The organism is Microbulbifer sp. ABF4_148 (assembly GCF_056158985.1).
On the sequence record NZ_JBSWUI010000001.1, the window covers coordinates 2,634,963 to 2,651,099 of the forward strand.

The following is a 16,137-nucleotide window of genomic DNA, read 5'->3' on the forward strand; positions in this document are numbered from 1 at the left end:
CAGCACGAGCGCCAGACATAACCCTTTTGGTGGATGCCCAGTCAATGTCACTGAGGTATGGTTTTCTATCGAGCTGGCGATGCCAGGCGCGGGTTGATGACGCCATGTCTTGTGCGTTGAAGTCCGGCGCCGGGTAATGCTGTATTGGGGCTTGCTTCCGTGTGGCAAAACTGGATTTTTCTTCGCTGTGGGCCGGAAAATTCACGCACGCGCGTTACATGGATTGTTCGAGCAAGAATTCCAGAAAATTTTACTAAGGGAATTTCAGTGGCCGCGCAGCGGATTCGCCTCAGGCTATCGATGGCTGACTGGCTTTTCAGTCGCGCATTTTCCGTTTCTTGGCGTCTTGATGTTTTTAAACCCTTTTATTCTATGTGCGAAGCATCGTAGATTTGATAGCCACCCACTCTGGTCAAACACGTGCGTCAGCCGAATATATTTGGCCAATTTTGCTTAACGCGATCAAAGCTGAGCGGAGACTCTGGTGAGTTGCCAATACAGGGATATTGGCAGGCGATATATGAGAACCACAGGTCGGGGCTGGAATATCCCGCTGGAAATGATTGAACATAATTGGGCGTCGATGGAATGTGTCCGAAGTCTGCATCCGGGAAGCACAAAACCCGTATCAATCTGTTTGTCCTGTTCTTTGCTACCTATGTAATTGCTGTCGGCAGCGTGGCATTTTTGCCCGAGATTCCTGACCGCGCTGACCTCGTTGATATAGGGCGCCGGTGCCTCAGTGCGACCGTCTGGGCGCTTGGTGTTGCTGTATGCTTCATTGCGATCTTGCTGATTACTTCTTGCCTCAGACGAGCCTGCGGGGCAGGGCAGGCTGGCAGTTTTTCTCGTCGCTTGCGTCCATTAATTATTGCTTCACCTCCTAAGACAGTCCTCGTTATCACTGTTATATCCGCGGCGCTATTGGGGGGCAGCTGGACTATGTGGACTGCCAGCGCGAAAGTCGATAACCGACTCGACGCGATGTCGCATGGTCTGGACGTTGACCTGATGATCCAAATTGTGTCGCTACCCAGCGCAAAACCATCGAAGCGACATCGCTGGAAAGCCCCCGCTGCGCCTGCCTCTGACGATGTGTGGTTGGACGTGCGATTTGTTGCCGAAGTGCTCGATAGCGAAAACTCACGGCTTGTGGGGAAAAAGGTGCTTCTGAGCTGGTATCGCTTTACGCCGGCACAGCACGCGCAATTACAGGCATCCTCTCGGTGGCAGCTGCGGGCGCGTTTGAAAGAGCCCCGTGGTAGCGTTAATCCCCATGGTTTTGACTATGAGTTTTGGCTCATGCAAAACGATATTTTTGCGATCGGTTATGTCCGCAGTGCGGATCGCGTTCCCCTCCTGATGGCCAATGTCGAGGACGATTGGCAGATGCGTCTTTTGCGCTATCGAGAAGCCATACGGAACCTATTGAATCATCATGGCCGCTATCAGGCCGGGCTGTTGAATGCGCTGGTTATTGGTGACAGGACTCAGGTTACGCTCGAACAGGCCGATCTTTTTCGGGTCACGGGCACCGCCCACTTACTGGCGATTTCCGGATTGCATGTGGGCATGGTCGTCGGGATGGTGTTTCTTCTCTTGAGGGGGCTGGCGCGGATTCTCTATACCTGCGGGGTGCTGGTGCCGCGTTGGGGGATTGCCTTCATCACCATTTGTGTGGGGTCAGGGTATGTGCTGATCGCAGGGGCGCCTCTCTCCGCGCAGCGGTCATTAGTGATGGCCTGTGTATTTCTGTGCGCCTGGGCGGCTGCGCGCAGGATTGGCGTATTGAAGTCGTACCTTATGGCAATGGTATTTGTGTTAGCCCTGGACCCACACGCATTTCTCGAGGCCGGATTCTGGCTTTCGTTTATTGCGGTGGGGGCGCTGTTGCTGCGATTCTCCGGCCGAGTCCCAATCCGACAGAACGGCTCTGCATCGCGCAGACAGGGCAATCTGGAATCAGGCCATGCCGACCGGAATTTTATTCGAGGAGTGACTGGTGCTGTTTCACAAGGCTTAAGTGGCGTCGTGCAGAGCCAATGGGTGGTCACACTGGCCTTGCTTGTCCCTTCCATAATTATTTTTGCGGGCATCAGTATCAGCGGAATGCTGGCGAACCTGATTGCTATCCCCTGGATGGCGCTGGTGATTATGCCGGCGATTGGTGCCGGGTTGCTGGCGGAACTCTGGATTGGTTGGGGCGGGTTACTTCGGATTGCGGACGGTCAGCTGGACCTTCTCGTGCAGTTTCTCAGTTTATTCGATGACGGTATGCCAGGGTGGATCAATCTTGGCGGCCCGTCTTTGTTCACGGCGGTGCTGATGATCGTCAGCGTCCTGTTGTTACTGTCTCCGCGCGGTTTCCCCGGACGAAACCTCGCGCTTCCCGCCGTGCTTTTGGCCGCATTCTGTCTTTACGCCAGAGTGGGCGCAGAAACGGGCATGACTTCACAGCTGAAGGTCACCATCCTCGATGTGGGTCAGGGCCTTGCTGTCACTCTTCAGAATGATACGCATACGGTTGTGTTTGATACCGGTCCCGGTCTCGATGCGTCCTGGAACGCTGGGCGTCAGATCATCGCCCCGTATTTAAAGGGGCAGGGTGTCAGTGGTATTTCTGCGTTGATTATCAGTCATGGTGATCTGGATCATAGTGGTGGGTTTGCGGGCTTGTCGGGTGAATTATCTGTTCGCTCGATCTACACGCCAGGTCAATTAGGTCGTCGCTTGCTGCGGGCGCCAGAAAGTCACAATGATTCGGTGCCGGATTCGCTCAGATGCAAAGCCGGCCAGACAATTTCCGTCGGTGAGATGCGGATACGCTGGCTTTGGCCGGTGCGCGAGGATCTCACGGGGGAAGACAACGATCACAGTTGTGTGGCGTTGGTAGAGTGGCGTGGCCGACAGCTGCTACTGACGGGCGATATCAGTTCGAGGGTGGAACGCGAGCTTGCCAGTCGATATCCGCAGGTCGACGCAATCGACTTGATCGTGGCACCGCACCATGGTTCCAGAACTTCATCTTCTGCTGCACTGATTGAGTGGGCCTCAGCCAAAACCGTCGTGTTTAGTGCAGGGTATAAACATCACTTTGGCCACCCTCATCCTCAGGTCGTACAGCGATACCTGGGGGCAGGGACGCGGGTGATGAATACCGCGAACTGTGGCGCATTGGAATTCATTTGGAGATCCGACGGCGGCGAGTTAAAGGTCCGCAGTGCGCGATTCTCACCAAAACGCTGGTATCGGCTCGGCGAAGAACACTTGTGTACCAGTGAGATAGCCTCATTGCCGGGGGAAGACTGAGTCATATGCCCGAGTGTTACCGGTAAGGCTGCCTACGTGATGCTATTCACATTCATACTGTCGGGGCCGGTAACCGCCTGCAGATAGTGTTCTCAATCGCGATTCCTCCGGGTGCCTGTGCTAGCCTCGCTCTCAGAGCGTGGTAACCGGTCTGCGCGACGGCTCGATTCGCTATGAAGATCCCGAGGCGGAATCTGGCGAAGATGAGGCTGGCGATACCGACGTGGCGGACACTGACGTCGAAGAGGTTGAAGCAGACAGTAAGGCTGTCGCCGGTATGGGGTTTGGCAACGTCGTTATCACCCTGGCGCTGGCTGAAGAGCTCGCAATGGCATCTGCAACGGGTGCCGCCTAAGGCGAAGAGGGACTGACCGCCGAGGAGTCTCTCAATCAGGTGCGGTATCTGCGTCAGGAGCAGGGCATGGACTGGGGGCAGGTGGCCGAAGAGCTCGGGTTTAACCTGGGTGAGGTCATGAGTGGCGTTCGCTCCAATCGCCCTGACCGTGCCGATAAGGTCGCCCGCGGTGAAAAGCGCGGAGAAGCCGAAAAGATGGCGCGGGTAGCGGAAGCCGAGCGTCTTAAGAAGCCTGAACGATCGGTCAAGCCCGAAAGACCGGAGAAACCTGAAAAGCCGGAGAAACCCGAAAAACCGGAGAAACCAGCGAAGCCTGAGCGCCCTGGGCGGTAACGCTTCGATTGGTCTGTCCTATCAAGGCCGTTGGCATTCGCCAGCGGCCTCTTTCGTTCCTGGCCGCGATCGCTTCTAGCTGAACCGCGACGGTGCGCTTCCCCGCCGTTGCCACATGAGTCACAAGAACGAGATCCGGTCTCGTGTGGACTTAGACCGCGCCAATGTCTGTGGTATGGTTTGAAAAATTTCCCAATTCGCAGTCTGGGGCACAATAAGTCGTGTTAGAAATCATTAAATCCGGTGGCTGGTTGATGCTGCCAATCCTCATTTGTTCTGTTGCCGTTATCGCGATCACCATCGAACGCCTCTGGACGCTCAACCCGCGCAAGGTGGCTCCGCGAACTTTGCTCGGTCAGGTATGGTCTTGGTTAAAAAACAACCAGGTTAGCGCGGATAAGCTGTCGGAACTGCGGGACTCCAGCCCCCTGGGTAAAGTATTTGCCGCTGGACTGTCGAATTCGCGCCATGGCCGTGATGTGATGAAGGACAGTATTGAGGAAGCCGCGGGCCAGGTGGTGCACGATCTTGAGCGCTTCCTTGGCGCGCTCGGCACGATTGCTGCGGTCGCCCCACTGATCGGTTTGTTGGGTACTGTGGTCGGCATGATCCAGGTCTTCACTGCAATCATGCTACAGGGTACCGGGAATGCCGGTGTGCTCGCGGGAGGGATCAGTCAGGCACTGATTACCACTGCCGCAGGCCTGACCGTCGCGATTCCCGCGCTGATGGCACATCGCTACTTCCAGCGTCGCGTAGACACGATCGTGGTGACTATGGAGCAGGAGGCGGTCAAGTTGGTGGACGCGCTCCACGGTGATCGCCGTATCGAAACGGTCTAAGCGGGAGATCGATCGATGCAGTTTCGCCGGCAGGCCAAAGAGCAGGATGGGGTCAATCTGACCCCCCTGATTGACGTTGTATTCCTTCTACTGATCTTCTTTATGGTGTCCACCACCTTCACCAAGGAGAGTCACCTTAAACTCGATCTTCCTGAGGCTGCAGGGCCACAGGCTGAGGTACCGCCACAGAGTATCGAGATTTTGATCAATGCTGACGGCTCATATTCCGTGGATGGCAGGGCTCTGATCAATAAAAAACTGACTACCCTGAAATCTGCGCTGTCGGAAGTTTCCGCAGACGAGTACAATCGCCCGCTCATTATCACCGCCGACGCCACAGCCGAGCATCAGGCGGTGGTCAGGGCAATGGATGCCGCCGGTCAGCTGGGCTTTGTACACCTGAGCATTACCACGCGACAGCCAGATGAACAGTAATTTGGCCCCGTAACGGGGCGTCGAGAGGCTTCTATGCCTGCGTCGGATAGATACACGCTATCTTTGCGACCACGCGCTTTTGCATAGGGGCCTGTTCGGCGGCGAGTCAGACAGTTTATGGGCAAAGTCGAAACCGTCCCGGCGGTTCCCAGCGGTGGCGAAACCTATCGTCGCCTGCTTTCTTACGCACTTCCTCAATGGCCGGTTTTTGCCGTCGCCGTATTTGGATTCCTGTTGTTTTCGATCATGTCGGTCAGCCTGATCGCTGTGACCGAACTATTGCTCGATACCGTGGGTGAGGGGATTCAAGAAGATAGGGGCTTTCTGGGCAGCGCTGTTGCGTCGTTTTTCCCGGGTGGGGTGATGCCGAAAGAGACGGCCCGCTGGCTGGTACCCTCGGCGATGGTTCTCATTATTGCTTTGCGTGCCGCCGGTAACTTTCTTGGGAGTTACGGTCTGGCGTATGTGGCCAGGTCGGTCATTCATAAGCTGCGCACCGAGTTGTTTGTCAAAATCGGCGTATTGCCAAGCGCGTATTTCGACCGCTATACCGGCGCTTACCTGATCTCCAAGGTTTCCTATAACGTTGAGCAGGTGACCAACTCCATTACGCGGGCTTTGAAAGTCTTAATCCGCGAGTCATTTTACGCAATGGGCCTGTTCGTCTACCTGCTCTGGGTCAATTGGAAGCTGACACTGACGTTCCTGATCTTTTTGCCCATCATTGCGTTTGTTGTACGCACAGTAGGCAAGCGTTTCCGTAAACTCAGCCATCGGCTACAAAATACGATGGGCGACGTTACCCATGTGACCCAGGAAGCGATCAACGGCTATCAAGTAGTGCGCATGTACGGGGGCCAGACCTACGAGAATGGCCGATTTGAGACTGCCAGCGACAATAACCGCAAGCAATTTATGAAATTGGTTGTCGCCAATACCGCGAGTGTTTCTGTTATCCAGATACTGGTTGGTATCGCAACTGCACTCATCGTGTGGCTTGCCCTGGCGCCGGGGATTATTGAAGCGATGACAGCCGGTGTTTTCGCCACTTACATTGGCGCTGCCGCGTCACTGCAAAAGCCCATTCGCAGCCTCTCTGAGGTACTGGTTGATATTCAAAAAGGGATCGCAGCTTCAGAGAGTATTTTTGAAGTTCTGGACTTGCCCCCGGAGAAAGAGCTGGGGCCGCTGGCGTTACCGGACCAGGTAGTTGGTGCCGTCACATTTGATGGCGTCAGCTTCCAGTACGACAAAGATGCCCCCGCCGTACTCACCGACATTAGTTTCAGTGTTAGCCCTGGAGAGACGGTGGCACTGGTGGGCGCTTCTGGCTCCGGCAAAAGTACGCTGGCTAGCCTGGTTGCACGCTTCTATGAGCCAACTTCCGGCCAAATCCTGATCGACGGGGTGAATATCGCTGAAGTTCCGTTGAGAGAGTTGCGCGCGCAAATCAGCATGGTGTCTCAAAATATCGTGTTGTTTAACGATACCGTGTATCGAAATATTGCCTATGGTGAATTGCAGGACAAGACCCCGGCAGAAGTCGAACGGGCGATTGAGCTGGCGCATGCTTCCGAGTTTGTAAAGGAATTGCCGCAGGGGATGAAAACGGTACTGGGTGACAATGCCCAGATGCTTTCCGGGGGGCAGCGCCAGCGCCTGGCCATTGCCCGCGCGCTGTTAAAAGATGCGCCGATTCTCATACTGGATGAGGCAACTTCGGCGCTCGACAACGAATCTGAACGGCATATTCAGGCCGCACTTGCGGAAGTCATGAAGAATCGTACGACGTTTGTGATCGCGCATCGGCTCAGCACGATCGAGAATGCCGACACCATTCTGGTGATGGAGCAGGGGAGAGTCGTTGAAAGCGGGAATCATGCCTCGCTACTGATGGCCGGAGGGCGATACGCCACCTTGTTGCAACAACAGGCGCACGGATAGTTCATCAATGTCATTGGAAGATTGGTTTAACCAGCGTTGGTATCCGAAAGAATCCGGACCGTCTGCCACTGCATTGTTTTCGCCTCTTGCGGGACTTTATGGCCAGGTGACAGCCCGGCGTCGACAGCGCTTCCTGAAATCGCCCCCACAACCTTTTCCTGTGCCAGTGATTGTTGTTGGCAATATCACTGCCGGTGGAGCGGGTAAAACACCCCTGGTTGCAGAGCTCGCCCGCTGGTTGCACGAACGTGGATTCAGCCCCGGCATCGTCAGTCGGGGGTATGGAGGCCGGGCAAAGCAATACCCCTACCAGGTCACCGCTCAGTCTCATCCGCTTGAATGCGGTGATGAGCCGCTCATGCTGCACCTGATCACTGATGCCCCTGTCATGGTGTCACCCGATCGCGCGGAGGCAGCCAGGGCGCTGGTGGACTACCACAACTGTGATGTGATCCTCGCTGACGACGGATTACAGCACTATCGGTTGTGGCGAAGTTTTGAAATCTGTGTGGTCGACGGGCAGCGCGGACTAGGCAACGGAAAACTGTTGCCCAGCGGACCACTGCGGGAGCCGAAGGGGCGCCTCCAGGAAGTTGACCTGGTGGTGTGCAACGGTTCGGCCGAACCGGAAGTGGCGGCGGAGTTGGAGCCACTACAGCCGATGCAGATGCAGCTGGAAGCCGCGAGCTGGCACCAGTTCAACCTGGATGAGACCTCAACCGCAGGCCTCGAGTCCGGACCACCGGTGGGACCCTGTCACGCTGTTGCGGCTATCGGTAATCCGCAACGTTTTTTTCGTCAGCTGGACACGATGGGATTCCATGTCCGCGAGCATGGTTTTGGAGATCATCATCAGTTCAACCGGTTTGAGCTGGATTTCGACGAAGATGTGCCGGTCATCATGACCATGAAGGACGCGGTAAAGTGCCGGGACTTTTGGCAGCCCAAGTGGTGGGCGCTGGAAGTACGTGCGCGTTTACCGGACCTTTTTTATCAAAAAATTCACCATCACCTGCAGGAATTTCAGAAGCATGACTGATGCACCCAGCTTCGACGTTGTCATCCCCGCACGCTTTGGCTCGAGTCGTTTACCTGGAAAGCCGCTGGCTGACATTGCCGGTAAACCCATGATCCAGCATGTATTCGAGCAAGCGAGTAAAAGTCTGGCGCAGCGCGTGGTTGTCGCTACGGATGATATGCGTGTGGCAGATGTGGTCGATGGATTTGGTGGGCATGTGTGCATGACGTCTGCAGACCATGTATCTGGCACTGACCGGTTGCAGGAAGTGGCCCAGAATCTTGGCCTCGCGGATGATCGGCTGGTTGTGAATGTCCAGGGCGATGAACCGTTGATTCCGCCACAGGTGATCAATCAGGTCGCATCGAACCTGGCTGCAACACAAGCCGCCGGGGTTGCAACTCTGGCTGAGCCTGTTGAGTCTCTGGAGGACTTTCGCAACCCGAACATTGTCAAGGTTGTCGCTGCCGAGTCCGGGCTCGCACTTTATTTTTCACGCGCACCGATACCCTGGCCGCGGGATGCCTTTGCCGCGGACGTTTCCACACTGCCCGAAGGGTTCGTATCACGCAGACATATCGGTATATACGCTTATCGGGTTTCCGAGCTCAATCGCTTTGTAAAATGGCCCGTTGCACTTTTGGAATCGACAGAATCCCTGGAGCAGCTGCGCTTTCTCGCAAACGGTGTGGGGATTCATGTAGAAGATGCGTGTGCCGAAGTCCCTGGCGGTGTCGACACACAAGACGATCTGGAACGCATGCGCGCGCTTTTGGCTTAAGTGAATGATTGAAACAGATGTCAATCTCGGACCGCTGAATACTTTGGCTGTCGATGCAAAAGCCCAGTACCTGGCGCATGTGCATGATCTGGATGAGCTGCGCGAAGCGCTGGCGTTCGCCAGGGATCGCGGACTCCCATTACTGCCCCTGGGAGGGGGCAGTAATCTGGTGTTTACCGATGATTTTCCGGGTCTGGTCATTCATCTGGACAACCGCGGCGTTGACTATCAGGAGTCCGGGGATAGCACGCTGGTAAGCGCTGCAGCGGGCGAGAACTGGCATCAACTGGTGATGGAGACAATCGGGCACGGGTACGGGGGGCTTGAGAACCTCGCGCTTATTCCCGGCCGTATCGGCGCTGCGCCGATTCAGAATATCGGTGCTTATGGCGTCGAGTTGCGCGATTCTTTCGAGTCGCTGGAGGCGGTTGAAATTGCAACCGGTGAACTGAAGACATTCACTGCGGAAGATTGCCGGTTTTGCTATCGGGATAGCGTTTTCAAAGGGCCTTTGCGCGACCAGTACATCATCACCCGTGTGACGCTGCGGCTGGATCGTAACTGGACACCAAAGCTCGATTATCCTGCCCTGCAGCAGTATTTCATCGAGCATTCTCTTGAACTGGCTGCGGCCACGCCGCGCATGGTGGCGGATGCTGTGATCGCGGTGCGTAATAGCAAGTTGCCTGATCCTGCGGTTGTGCCCAATGTTGGTAGCTTCTTCAAGAATCCGGTCGTCGATGTGGCGACTTATGAACGGTTGCGCGACGAGCATCCTGACCTTGTTGCCTACCCGTTTGGAGAACGCTGGAAGCTTGCGGCCGGATGGCTCATCGATCAGGCCGGATGGAAGGGCTATCGGGATAACAACGTGGGCGTGCATGAACGTCAGGCTTTGGTGCTGGTCAATCCGGGTTGTGGGGCGGGTCCCGAGGTAACCGCACTGGCCGCGAAGATCGCAGCGGATATCCAACACCGGTTTGGGGTCACGTTGGACCCCGAACCGCGCTTCTATCCTTGACGAGGCCACGGTGTCGGCTGGTCGTAGCAGTAGCCTGAACGAAGCGCGCTTTATCCAGGCGATCGAAACGCTGTACCACGAATGGCCAGCGGCCGAGTATGTTGATCTCTCGCCGGGCAGGGCGTTGCTGATACCGGGGTGGCTGAGTGCCACAGAGGGTGACGCGCTAATGGCAGACTGCCTGAAGGCATTGCAGTGGGACAGTCCCAGTATCCGTCTGTTTGGTCGCAGCTTTCCGATCCCCAGAAGGCATGCCTTCGTGGGGGATCCCGGGGTGTACTACCGCTGGTCTGGGCTCAAGTTGCCCGCCAGTCCGTGGCCGGAAGGGCTGAACAGGGTCCGTAGCCACCTCAAATCCTCGGGTTTCGACTTCAATTCTGCTCTGCTGAACCATTACCGTGGTGGTTCTGATTCTATGGGGTGGCATGCCGATGATGAGCGGGAGCTTGGCGAGAATCCGGTTGTGGCCACGATTAGTCTCGGGCAGATGCGGCCACTCGTGTTTCGTCGAAAGGATGGCAGTGCCAGAGTTGCGGTTGAACTCGAGAGCGGGGCGTTGCTCCTCACCTCGGGTGCCGTGCAGCACAGTTGGAAACACCAGGTGGCCAAAACCCGACGGGAGGTCGGAGAACGGGTGAGTCTAACGTTCCGTAATATCCTGTTTTGCCCGTGATTTTTTTTGGAATTTGGGCTGATAGGGAAGTTTCTGTGACTCAGTTCTCGCTCTTTTGTATGTTAAATGTCATTTATACATAAAACGTAAATTTATTTATTCCAAATAGGGTTTGAGCGCCAAAATGGGACGTACTTCTCACTTTGCAGCCCTACGATAGTCTGGTATGTTGACCGCAGGCTCTCTGGATTTGTCCGTTTTGAAGGGCAAACTGACAACAAGAAGATAAATATCCGAGGATGCCGGGGCGATAGCCTCAGGTATCCCGCGAATCCGTAGTTGGGGCTATTTTGATCAAAGTCTTAGTTGTAGACGATCACGATCTTGTGCGAATGGGTATTTCGCGCATGTTGAGCGACGTCAGTGATATTGATGTAGTCGGACAGGCGGACAGTGGAGAGTCTGCGCTTGCGTTTGTGCGTGAGACTTCGGTTGATGTCATCCTCATGGATGTGAAGATGCCCGGAATGGGTGGCATGGAGGCGACGCGCAAGCTCCTGGGACGTTGCCCGGAGGTGAAGGTCGTGGCCGTCAGTGCTCTGGATGATGACCTGTTCCTCGAACGTCTGATGGAAGCCGGTGCCGCCGGCTACGTCACCAAAGGTGCTGACCTTGAGGAAATGGTCAGAGCAATCCGTACCGTCATGCGCGGTGAGGTCTATATCAGCGCCTCTATGGCCGCCAAAATGTGGGATCGTAAAAAGGGTTCTGAGAATGGTTCCCCATTCGAGGCACTCTCTGAGCGCGAATTACAGACGGCGGTAATGATTGTCAGTGGCTGCAAGGTTGCGGAAATCGCCGATACCCTTTCGGTTAGCCCCAAAACCGTCAATAGCTATCGCTATCGTATTTTCGACAAGCTGCAAATTAGCAGTGATGTTGAGTTGACCCTTCTGGCGGTCAAGCACCAGCTGCTGGATCCGGAGGCGGTGCTTTAGGGTCGAAGACCGTCCGACCAAAAGGTCTTCGCGGCCCTCATACTTCGATTTCTTGCCATTTCCTCTTTCTCGGCGCACCCTTACGCCGTGGCTTTTGCCACGGTGCAGCAAGTTCATCCCGCGATTGATGTATCTATGGTTGAGTCCGACAACGAAATTCCCAGCTTCGATAGTAAGCGCTTTTTGCAGTCCGTCACCCGCCGGCCTGGCGTTTACCAGATGTTCGATAGCAAAGGGCAGATCCTCTATGTAGGCAAGGCGAAGAACCTGCGAAACAGGCTCGCCAGCTATTTTCGGGCGTCGGGGCTCACAACGAAGACCATGGCGCTGGTCAGCCGTATCCAGCATATCGAGGTCACTGTTACCCGCAGCGAAACGGAAGCGCTGGTCCTGGAACAGAGCCTGATCAAATCCCAGCGCCCTCAATACAATGTTTTGCTCAAGGACGACAAGGGATACCCATATATCTTCCTTTCGAGTAATGACGCGTATCCAAGAATTGCGCTGCATCGCGGGGCAAAGCGCAAGAAGGGGCAATATTTCGGCCCTTTTCCCAACGCTCAGGCAGTGCGCGATAGCCTGAATTTTCTACAGAAAACCTTCCGAATTCGTTCCTGCGAAGACAGCGTTTTTCGCAATCGCTCCCGGCCCTGTTTGCAGTATCAGATTCGCCGTTGCACCGCTCCCTGTGTTGGGCTCGTAAGCGAAGAAGATTACGCCTCGGATATTCGTCACGCTGAAATGTTCCTGGCCGGAAAAAGTGATGCGATTTTGCGCGAGCTCGCAGACCAAATGGATATTGCGTCCCAGGCGCTGGAGTTTGAAAAGGCCGCGCGCCTGCGAGATCAGATTGCGGATTTGCGTCGCCTCCAGTCCGATCAGGTTGCGGAACGAAATCGCGGTGATGTGGATGTGCTGGGTGTGGCCACCGAAGGTGGCAGTTGCTGCATTCATATCCTGTTTATCCGACAGGGGCGTATTTTGGGTAGTCGCAGCTTCTTCCCCGAAGAAAAGTTGGGCATCGGTGACGCGGAGCTACTGTCTGCGTTTATTCCGCAGTTTTATCTCGGCGGACAGCGGGAGATCCCGAAGGAAATTTTGATCTCTGAATCGCTCGAAGATGCTGATTTACTGGATCAGGCGCTGAGTGCGCAGGCGGGCAGGGAGGTGCAGCTCGCCTATAAATTGCGTGGTAACCGTGCGACGTGGGTGGGGATGGCTCAGCAGGCTGCGCAGCAGAACCTGAATAGCCGCACCGCCGCGCAGCAGCGATTGCACAATCGTTTCGAAGCACTGCAGGACATTCTTGGCCTGGAGCAGTTACCCGAACGACTGGAATGCTTTGATATCAGTCATTCCAGCGGGGAGGCGACCGTCGCCTCCTGCGTCGTATTTGATACCGGAGGACCGGTAAAATCTGACTACCGGCGTTTCAATATCGATGGGATCCAGGGTGGCGATGACTATGCCGCAATGGCTCAGGCATTGAAGCGTCGTTATACCCGGCTGTCGAGCGGTGAGGGCAAATTCCCCAACATCCTGTTTATTGATGGCGGTAAGGGGCAGGTGCGGCAAGCGGTTGAGAGTCTTAATGAACTCGGTGTTCAGGGCGTTGAGATCATCGGCGTCGCGAAGGGTACGACCAGGAAGGCCGGATTTGAAACGTTGCACCTGGTCTCCGATGGCAGTGAACGGGTTCTCTCCGCAGATTCTCCGGCACTTCACCTCATACAGCAGGTGCGTGATGAGGCGCATCGATTTGCGATTACCGGCCATCGTCAGCGGCGCGACAAGAAGCGTCGGGAATCGCCGCTCGAAGGGATTGCCGGTGTAGGCCCCACGCGTAGAAAAGCGCTGTTACGCCATTTCGGTGGATTGCAGGAGCTGCGACGTGCCACCACGGAAGAGATTGCAGCGGTTGATGGTATAAGCGCTAAGCTTGCCCAAGAGATCTATGCCTCTCTGCACAATCATTGATCAGTTCGGTTGTGATTTAGTCTCTGACGATTCCATGAAGGGGCGATCTGAGTGACGGAAGTTTCTTTTTGCGCATCGGCTTGTTAAGTTACGCGCACCAGATGTACAGGGATTCGCATGACTTTAGCCAATCAACTCACGCTACTCCGTGTGGCGCTCATACCGGTTTTTGTGCTGGTTTTTTACCTGCCGTATAAGTGGAGTTATATCGCCTCAGCGATTATTTTCTCACTGGCAGCCATTACGGACTGGCTCGACGGTTATCTCGCCCGTAAGCTGAACCAGAGCACCCCGTTTGGTGCCTTCCTTGATCCCGTGGCAGATAAATTGATGGTCGCCACCGCGCTGGTCTTACTGGTGGGGCTCCATGACAACCATTGGTTTACGATCGCGGCGGCCATCATCATCGGGCGGGAGATCGCGGTATCTGCCTTGCGCGAATGGATGGCGGAATTGGGCAAGCGCAACAGTGTTGCAGTTTCCTTTATTGGCAAGATCAAGACCACAGCGCAGATGGCCGCAATCATCGTGCTGTTGGCATTTGATGTGCGGGAGTTCCCGGTGATGGAGACGATCGGCTACATCTTGCTGTATGTCGCCGCCATTCTGACCCTGTGGACCATGTTCGTTTACTTGCGCGCAGCGTGGCCACACCTGATGGCGGAGCCTGATGACGAGTAGTGTTTGGCGATGTGCCGAACACCCATAAAAAAAGCCCCCGGTAGGGGGCTTTTTTATTGCCGGTCAGTCCGGTTATTTTGGAGACTGAACCATTCCAGCGCCGTAGACGTCGTCATTGCCTGGCTTGCCGAGATCCGCGGACAGATGGGCCATTTCAGCTTCTACCTGAGCGGGATGCATCTCACCACCATTGGCACCAATGATCAGTGCTGCGACACCTGCGGCATGGGGAGAGGCCATGCTGGTGCCAACCGACCAATACCAGCCACCGTTCCCGGTGCTGAAGACAAAATCAAACACACCGCAAATGCGCGTCAGCGGTCCAACGGTGCAGACGTCGTTGTTCGCCAGGTAGTACTGGTAATCGCCACCTGGTGCGGCGAAATCGATCAGCGACTGTCCATAGTTTGAGTAAACCGCAAGGTAATTGAGCTCGGTATTCCCCGCAGCCCAGCCCTGTGGACCTGTGGCAGAGATTGAGATCGCGTGGGGAGAGTCTGCGGGCAGAGTGACGGTATTTCTATCCTTGTCGCCATCACGAGCGTCGTTGCCAGCTGAAGTGATAATGGTCACACCGGCCTGATAGGCATAGTTGGTTGCGCGAGCCATCATCACTTTCAAAGCTGCAGCGCCTTCTTCGCTGGCAAGGAAAGAAGCTCCCAGACTCATATTTAGGACGTCAGCATCGACATTTGCTGCGTGAACAATGGCGGCTGCAACATCGCCGAAAGAACCCGAGCCCGCGTCGCCAAGGCCTTTTAGGAGGATCAAGGTTGCGTCGGGTGCAACGCCAATCACGCCGAACGCATTATCCGCGGCGGCAATAGTGCCGGCCACGTGCGTACCGTGACTGAACGTATCGGGAAGGCCGTATGCGAGTCCTTCACCGGTGAAGTCCATACTGGCGGCATAATCAATATTTTGGGCAAGATCCGGATGGCCCAGGTCGTAGCCTCCATCAATTACGGCGACACGGACGCCTGCACCGGTGTTACCTGCATTCCAGGCTTCCGGGGCATCGACGGCGTCATGACCCCATTGCAGGTCAAAGAAGAAATCGTCGTCACCGCTAAACGGCGGGTTACCCACGTTGTCCAGAGAGACGCCCATCTCGTTCAGAGGCTCCTGGAACTTGTAAACGCCATTGGCGCCAATGTGCTTTATACCTTTGAGTGCGGAAAGAGAGTTCCCCAGGCTCGCATCCCCTTCGACAACCAGCACACCAATTTCACTGATGTTGTGTTTAATCTGTCCGCCGGCAGCCATGACCTCCTGAATGGTGCTTTCTTTGACTTTGTTGCCGTGGCCTACCAGAACCCAAGAATCCGCTGAGGCGACGCTACTGAATACAAAGGAAGCCGCGATCGCGGTGATAGACGAAATACAGGCTTTGTTAAACATAAATTCCCCGTTTGTTATGAAATGGCCATTTCCCTACGGCTTATATCTGGGATAAAGCGTTTTAGATGTTCACCTTTAAGGGCGAAGCGCATAGTTAAACGTGTCGGCAAATATTTCGTAAATACTGCGGGGTGAAAAAGCAATGACATGCCCACGGTAGGGCGCTTTGCGGAATCCAAATTTCAGTTTGGCGTGTAACTTTTCGAAATAGCGGAAAATTTTGCACGACTGTTTGTAGTGGATTGCTGCAAGGATCGAAGAGACGTTGCTGCATCCGAATACTTTCGCGCCAATGCACCGGATATGCTGCTGCTTCGGTGAGCCATACACGTAAGCCCGACTCATCCGCTGCCCTTAAATTGCAGGCATGTCGGTGGCTGTCTAGATTGAAATAACCCTGTTGACTTCCGAAAAACCGTTCCGATTGTC

The 16,137-nt window shown here is 55.2% G+C and carries 14 protein-coding genes; 13 read left to right on the plus strand and 1 reads right to left on the minus strand.

What is annotated here, in order from left to right; all coding sequences use genetic code 11:
- The first annotated feature begins 678 nt into the window (after window positions 1-678).
- From ACXAD0_RS11575 to pgsA, 13 genes are all read left to right on the plus strand, one after another.
- Window positions 679-3,309 carry a DNA internalization-related competence protein ComEC/Rec2 gene (locus ACXAD0_RS11575; RefSeq protein WP_475088561.1) on the plus strand — a complete coding sequence of 877 codons (2,631 nt, stop codon included), beginning with the start codon at window positions 679-681 and terminating at the stop codon, window positions 3,307-3,309.
- A 139-nt stretch (window positions 3,310-3,448) separates the two neighbouring features.
- A complete protein-coding gene (locus ACXAD0_RS11580) occupies window positions 3,449-3,664 on the plus strand; it encodes a hypothetical protein (protein WP_475088563.1) in 216 nt (71 codons plus the stop codon).
- A gap of 39 nt (window positions 3,665-3,703) precedes the next feature.
- The gene (locus ACXAD0_RS11585) at window positions 3,704-3,997 is read left to right on the plus strand and encodes a hypothetical protein (protein WP_475088564.1); all 294 of its coding nucleotides are present in this window, start codon (window positions 3,704-3,706) and stop codon (window positions 3,995-3,997) included.
- Window positions 3,998-4,218: 221 nt separating this feature from the next.
- A complete protein-coding gene (locus tag ACXAD0_RS11590; protein ID WP_475088565.1) occupies window positions 4,219-4,839 on the plus strand; it encodes a MotA/TolQ/ExbB proton channel family protein in 621 nt (206 codons plus the stop codon).
- Between the two features lie 15 nt (window positions 4,840-4,854).
- Window positions 4,855-5,274, plus strand: coding sequence for an ExbD/TolR family protein (locus ACXAD0_RS11595; RefSeq protein WP_475088566.1), 420 nt, complete (start codon window positions 4,855-4,857; stop codon window positions 5,272-5,274).
- 117 nt (window positions 5,275-5,391) lie between these two features.
- Window positions 5,392-7,218 (plus strand): lipid A export permease/ATP-binding protein MsbA, encoded by a 1,827-nt coding sequence (gene msbA / locus ACXAD0_RS11600; protein WP_475088567.1) that lies wholly within the window; start codon window positions 5,392-5,394, stop codon window positions 7,216-7,218.
- Window positions 7,219-7,225: 7 nt separating this feature from the next.
- Window positions 7,226-8,257 (plus strand): tetraacyldisaccharide 4'-kinase, encoded by a 1,032-nt coding sequence (gene lpxK, locus ACXAD0_RS11605; protein WP_475088568.1) that lies wholly within the window; start codon window positions 7,226-7,228, stop codon window positions 8,255-8,257.
- Entirely contained in the window at window positions 8,250-9,017 is a 768-nt protein-coding gene (gene kdsB / locus ACXAD0_RS11610) for a 3-deoxy-manno-octulosonate cytidylyltransferase (protein ID WP_475088569.1), read from the plus strand. The genes lpxK and kdsB overlap by 8 nt, the downstream gene beginning before the upstream one ends.
- A 4-nt stretch (window positions 9,018-9,021) precedes the next feature.
- Window positions 9,022-10,038, plus strand: coding sequence for a UDP-N-acetylmuramate dehydrogenase (gene murB / locus ACXAD0_RS11615; RefSeq protein WP_475088571.1), 1,017 nt, complete (start codon window positions 9,022-9,024; stop codon window positions 10,036-10,038).
- Window positions 10,039-10,048: 10 nt separating this feature from the next.
- The gene (locus ACXAD0_RS11620; protein ID WP_475088572.1) at window positions 10,049-10,711 is read left to right on the plus strand and encodes an alpha-ketoglutarate-dependent dioxygenase AlkB family protein; all 663 of its coding nucleotides are present in this window, start codon (window positions 10,049-10,051) and stop codon (window positions 10,709-10,711) included.
- Between the two features lie 290 nt (window positions 10,712-11,001).
- The gene (locus ACXAD0_RS11625; protein ID WP_475088573.1) at window positions 11,002-11,649 is read left to right on the plus strand and encodes a response regulator; all 648 of its coding nucleotides are present in this window, start codon (window positions 11,002-11,004) and stop codon (window positions 11,647-11,649) included.
- Between the two features lie 135 nt (window positions 11,650-11,784).
- On the plus strand, window positions 11,785-13,626 hold the full coding sequence (gene uvrC, locus ACXAD0_RS11630) for an excinuclease ABC subunit UvrC (RefSeq protein ID WP_475088575.1): 1,842 nt from the start codon (window positions 11,785-11,787) through the stop codon (window positions 13,624-13,626).
- A 117-nt stretch (window positions 13,627-13,743) separates the two neighbouring features.
- Window positions 13,744-14,307 carry a CDP-diacylglycerol--glycerol-3-phosphate 3-phosphatidyltransferase gene (gene pgsA, locus ACXAD0_RS11635; protein ID WP_475088576.1) on the plus strand — a complete coding sequence of 188 codons (564 nt, stop codon included), beginning with the start codon at window positions 13,744-13,746 and terminating at the stop codon, window positions 14,305-14,307.
- A gap of 72 nt (window positions 14,308-14,379) precedes the next feature.
- Here pgsA and ACXAD0_RS11640 read toward each other — a convergent pair whose 3' ends face one another.
- Window positions 14,380-15,708, minus strand: coding sequence for a S8 family peptidase (locus ACXAD0_RS11640; RefSeq protein ID WP_475088577.1), 1,329 nt, complete (start codon window positions 15,706-15,708; stop codon window positions 14,380-14,382).
- Window positions 15,709-16,137: the final 429 nt, after the last annotated feature.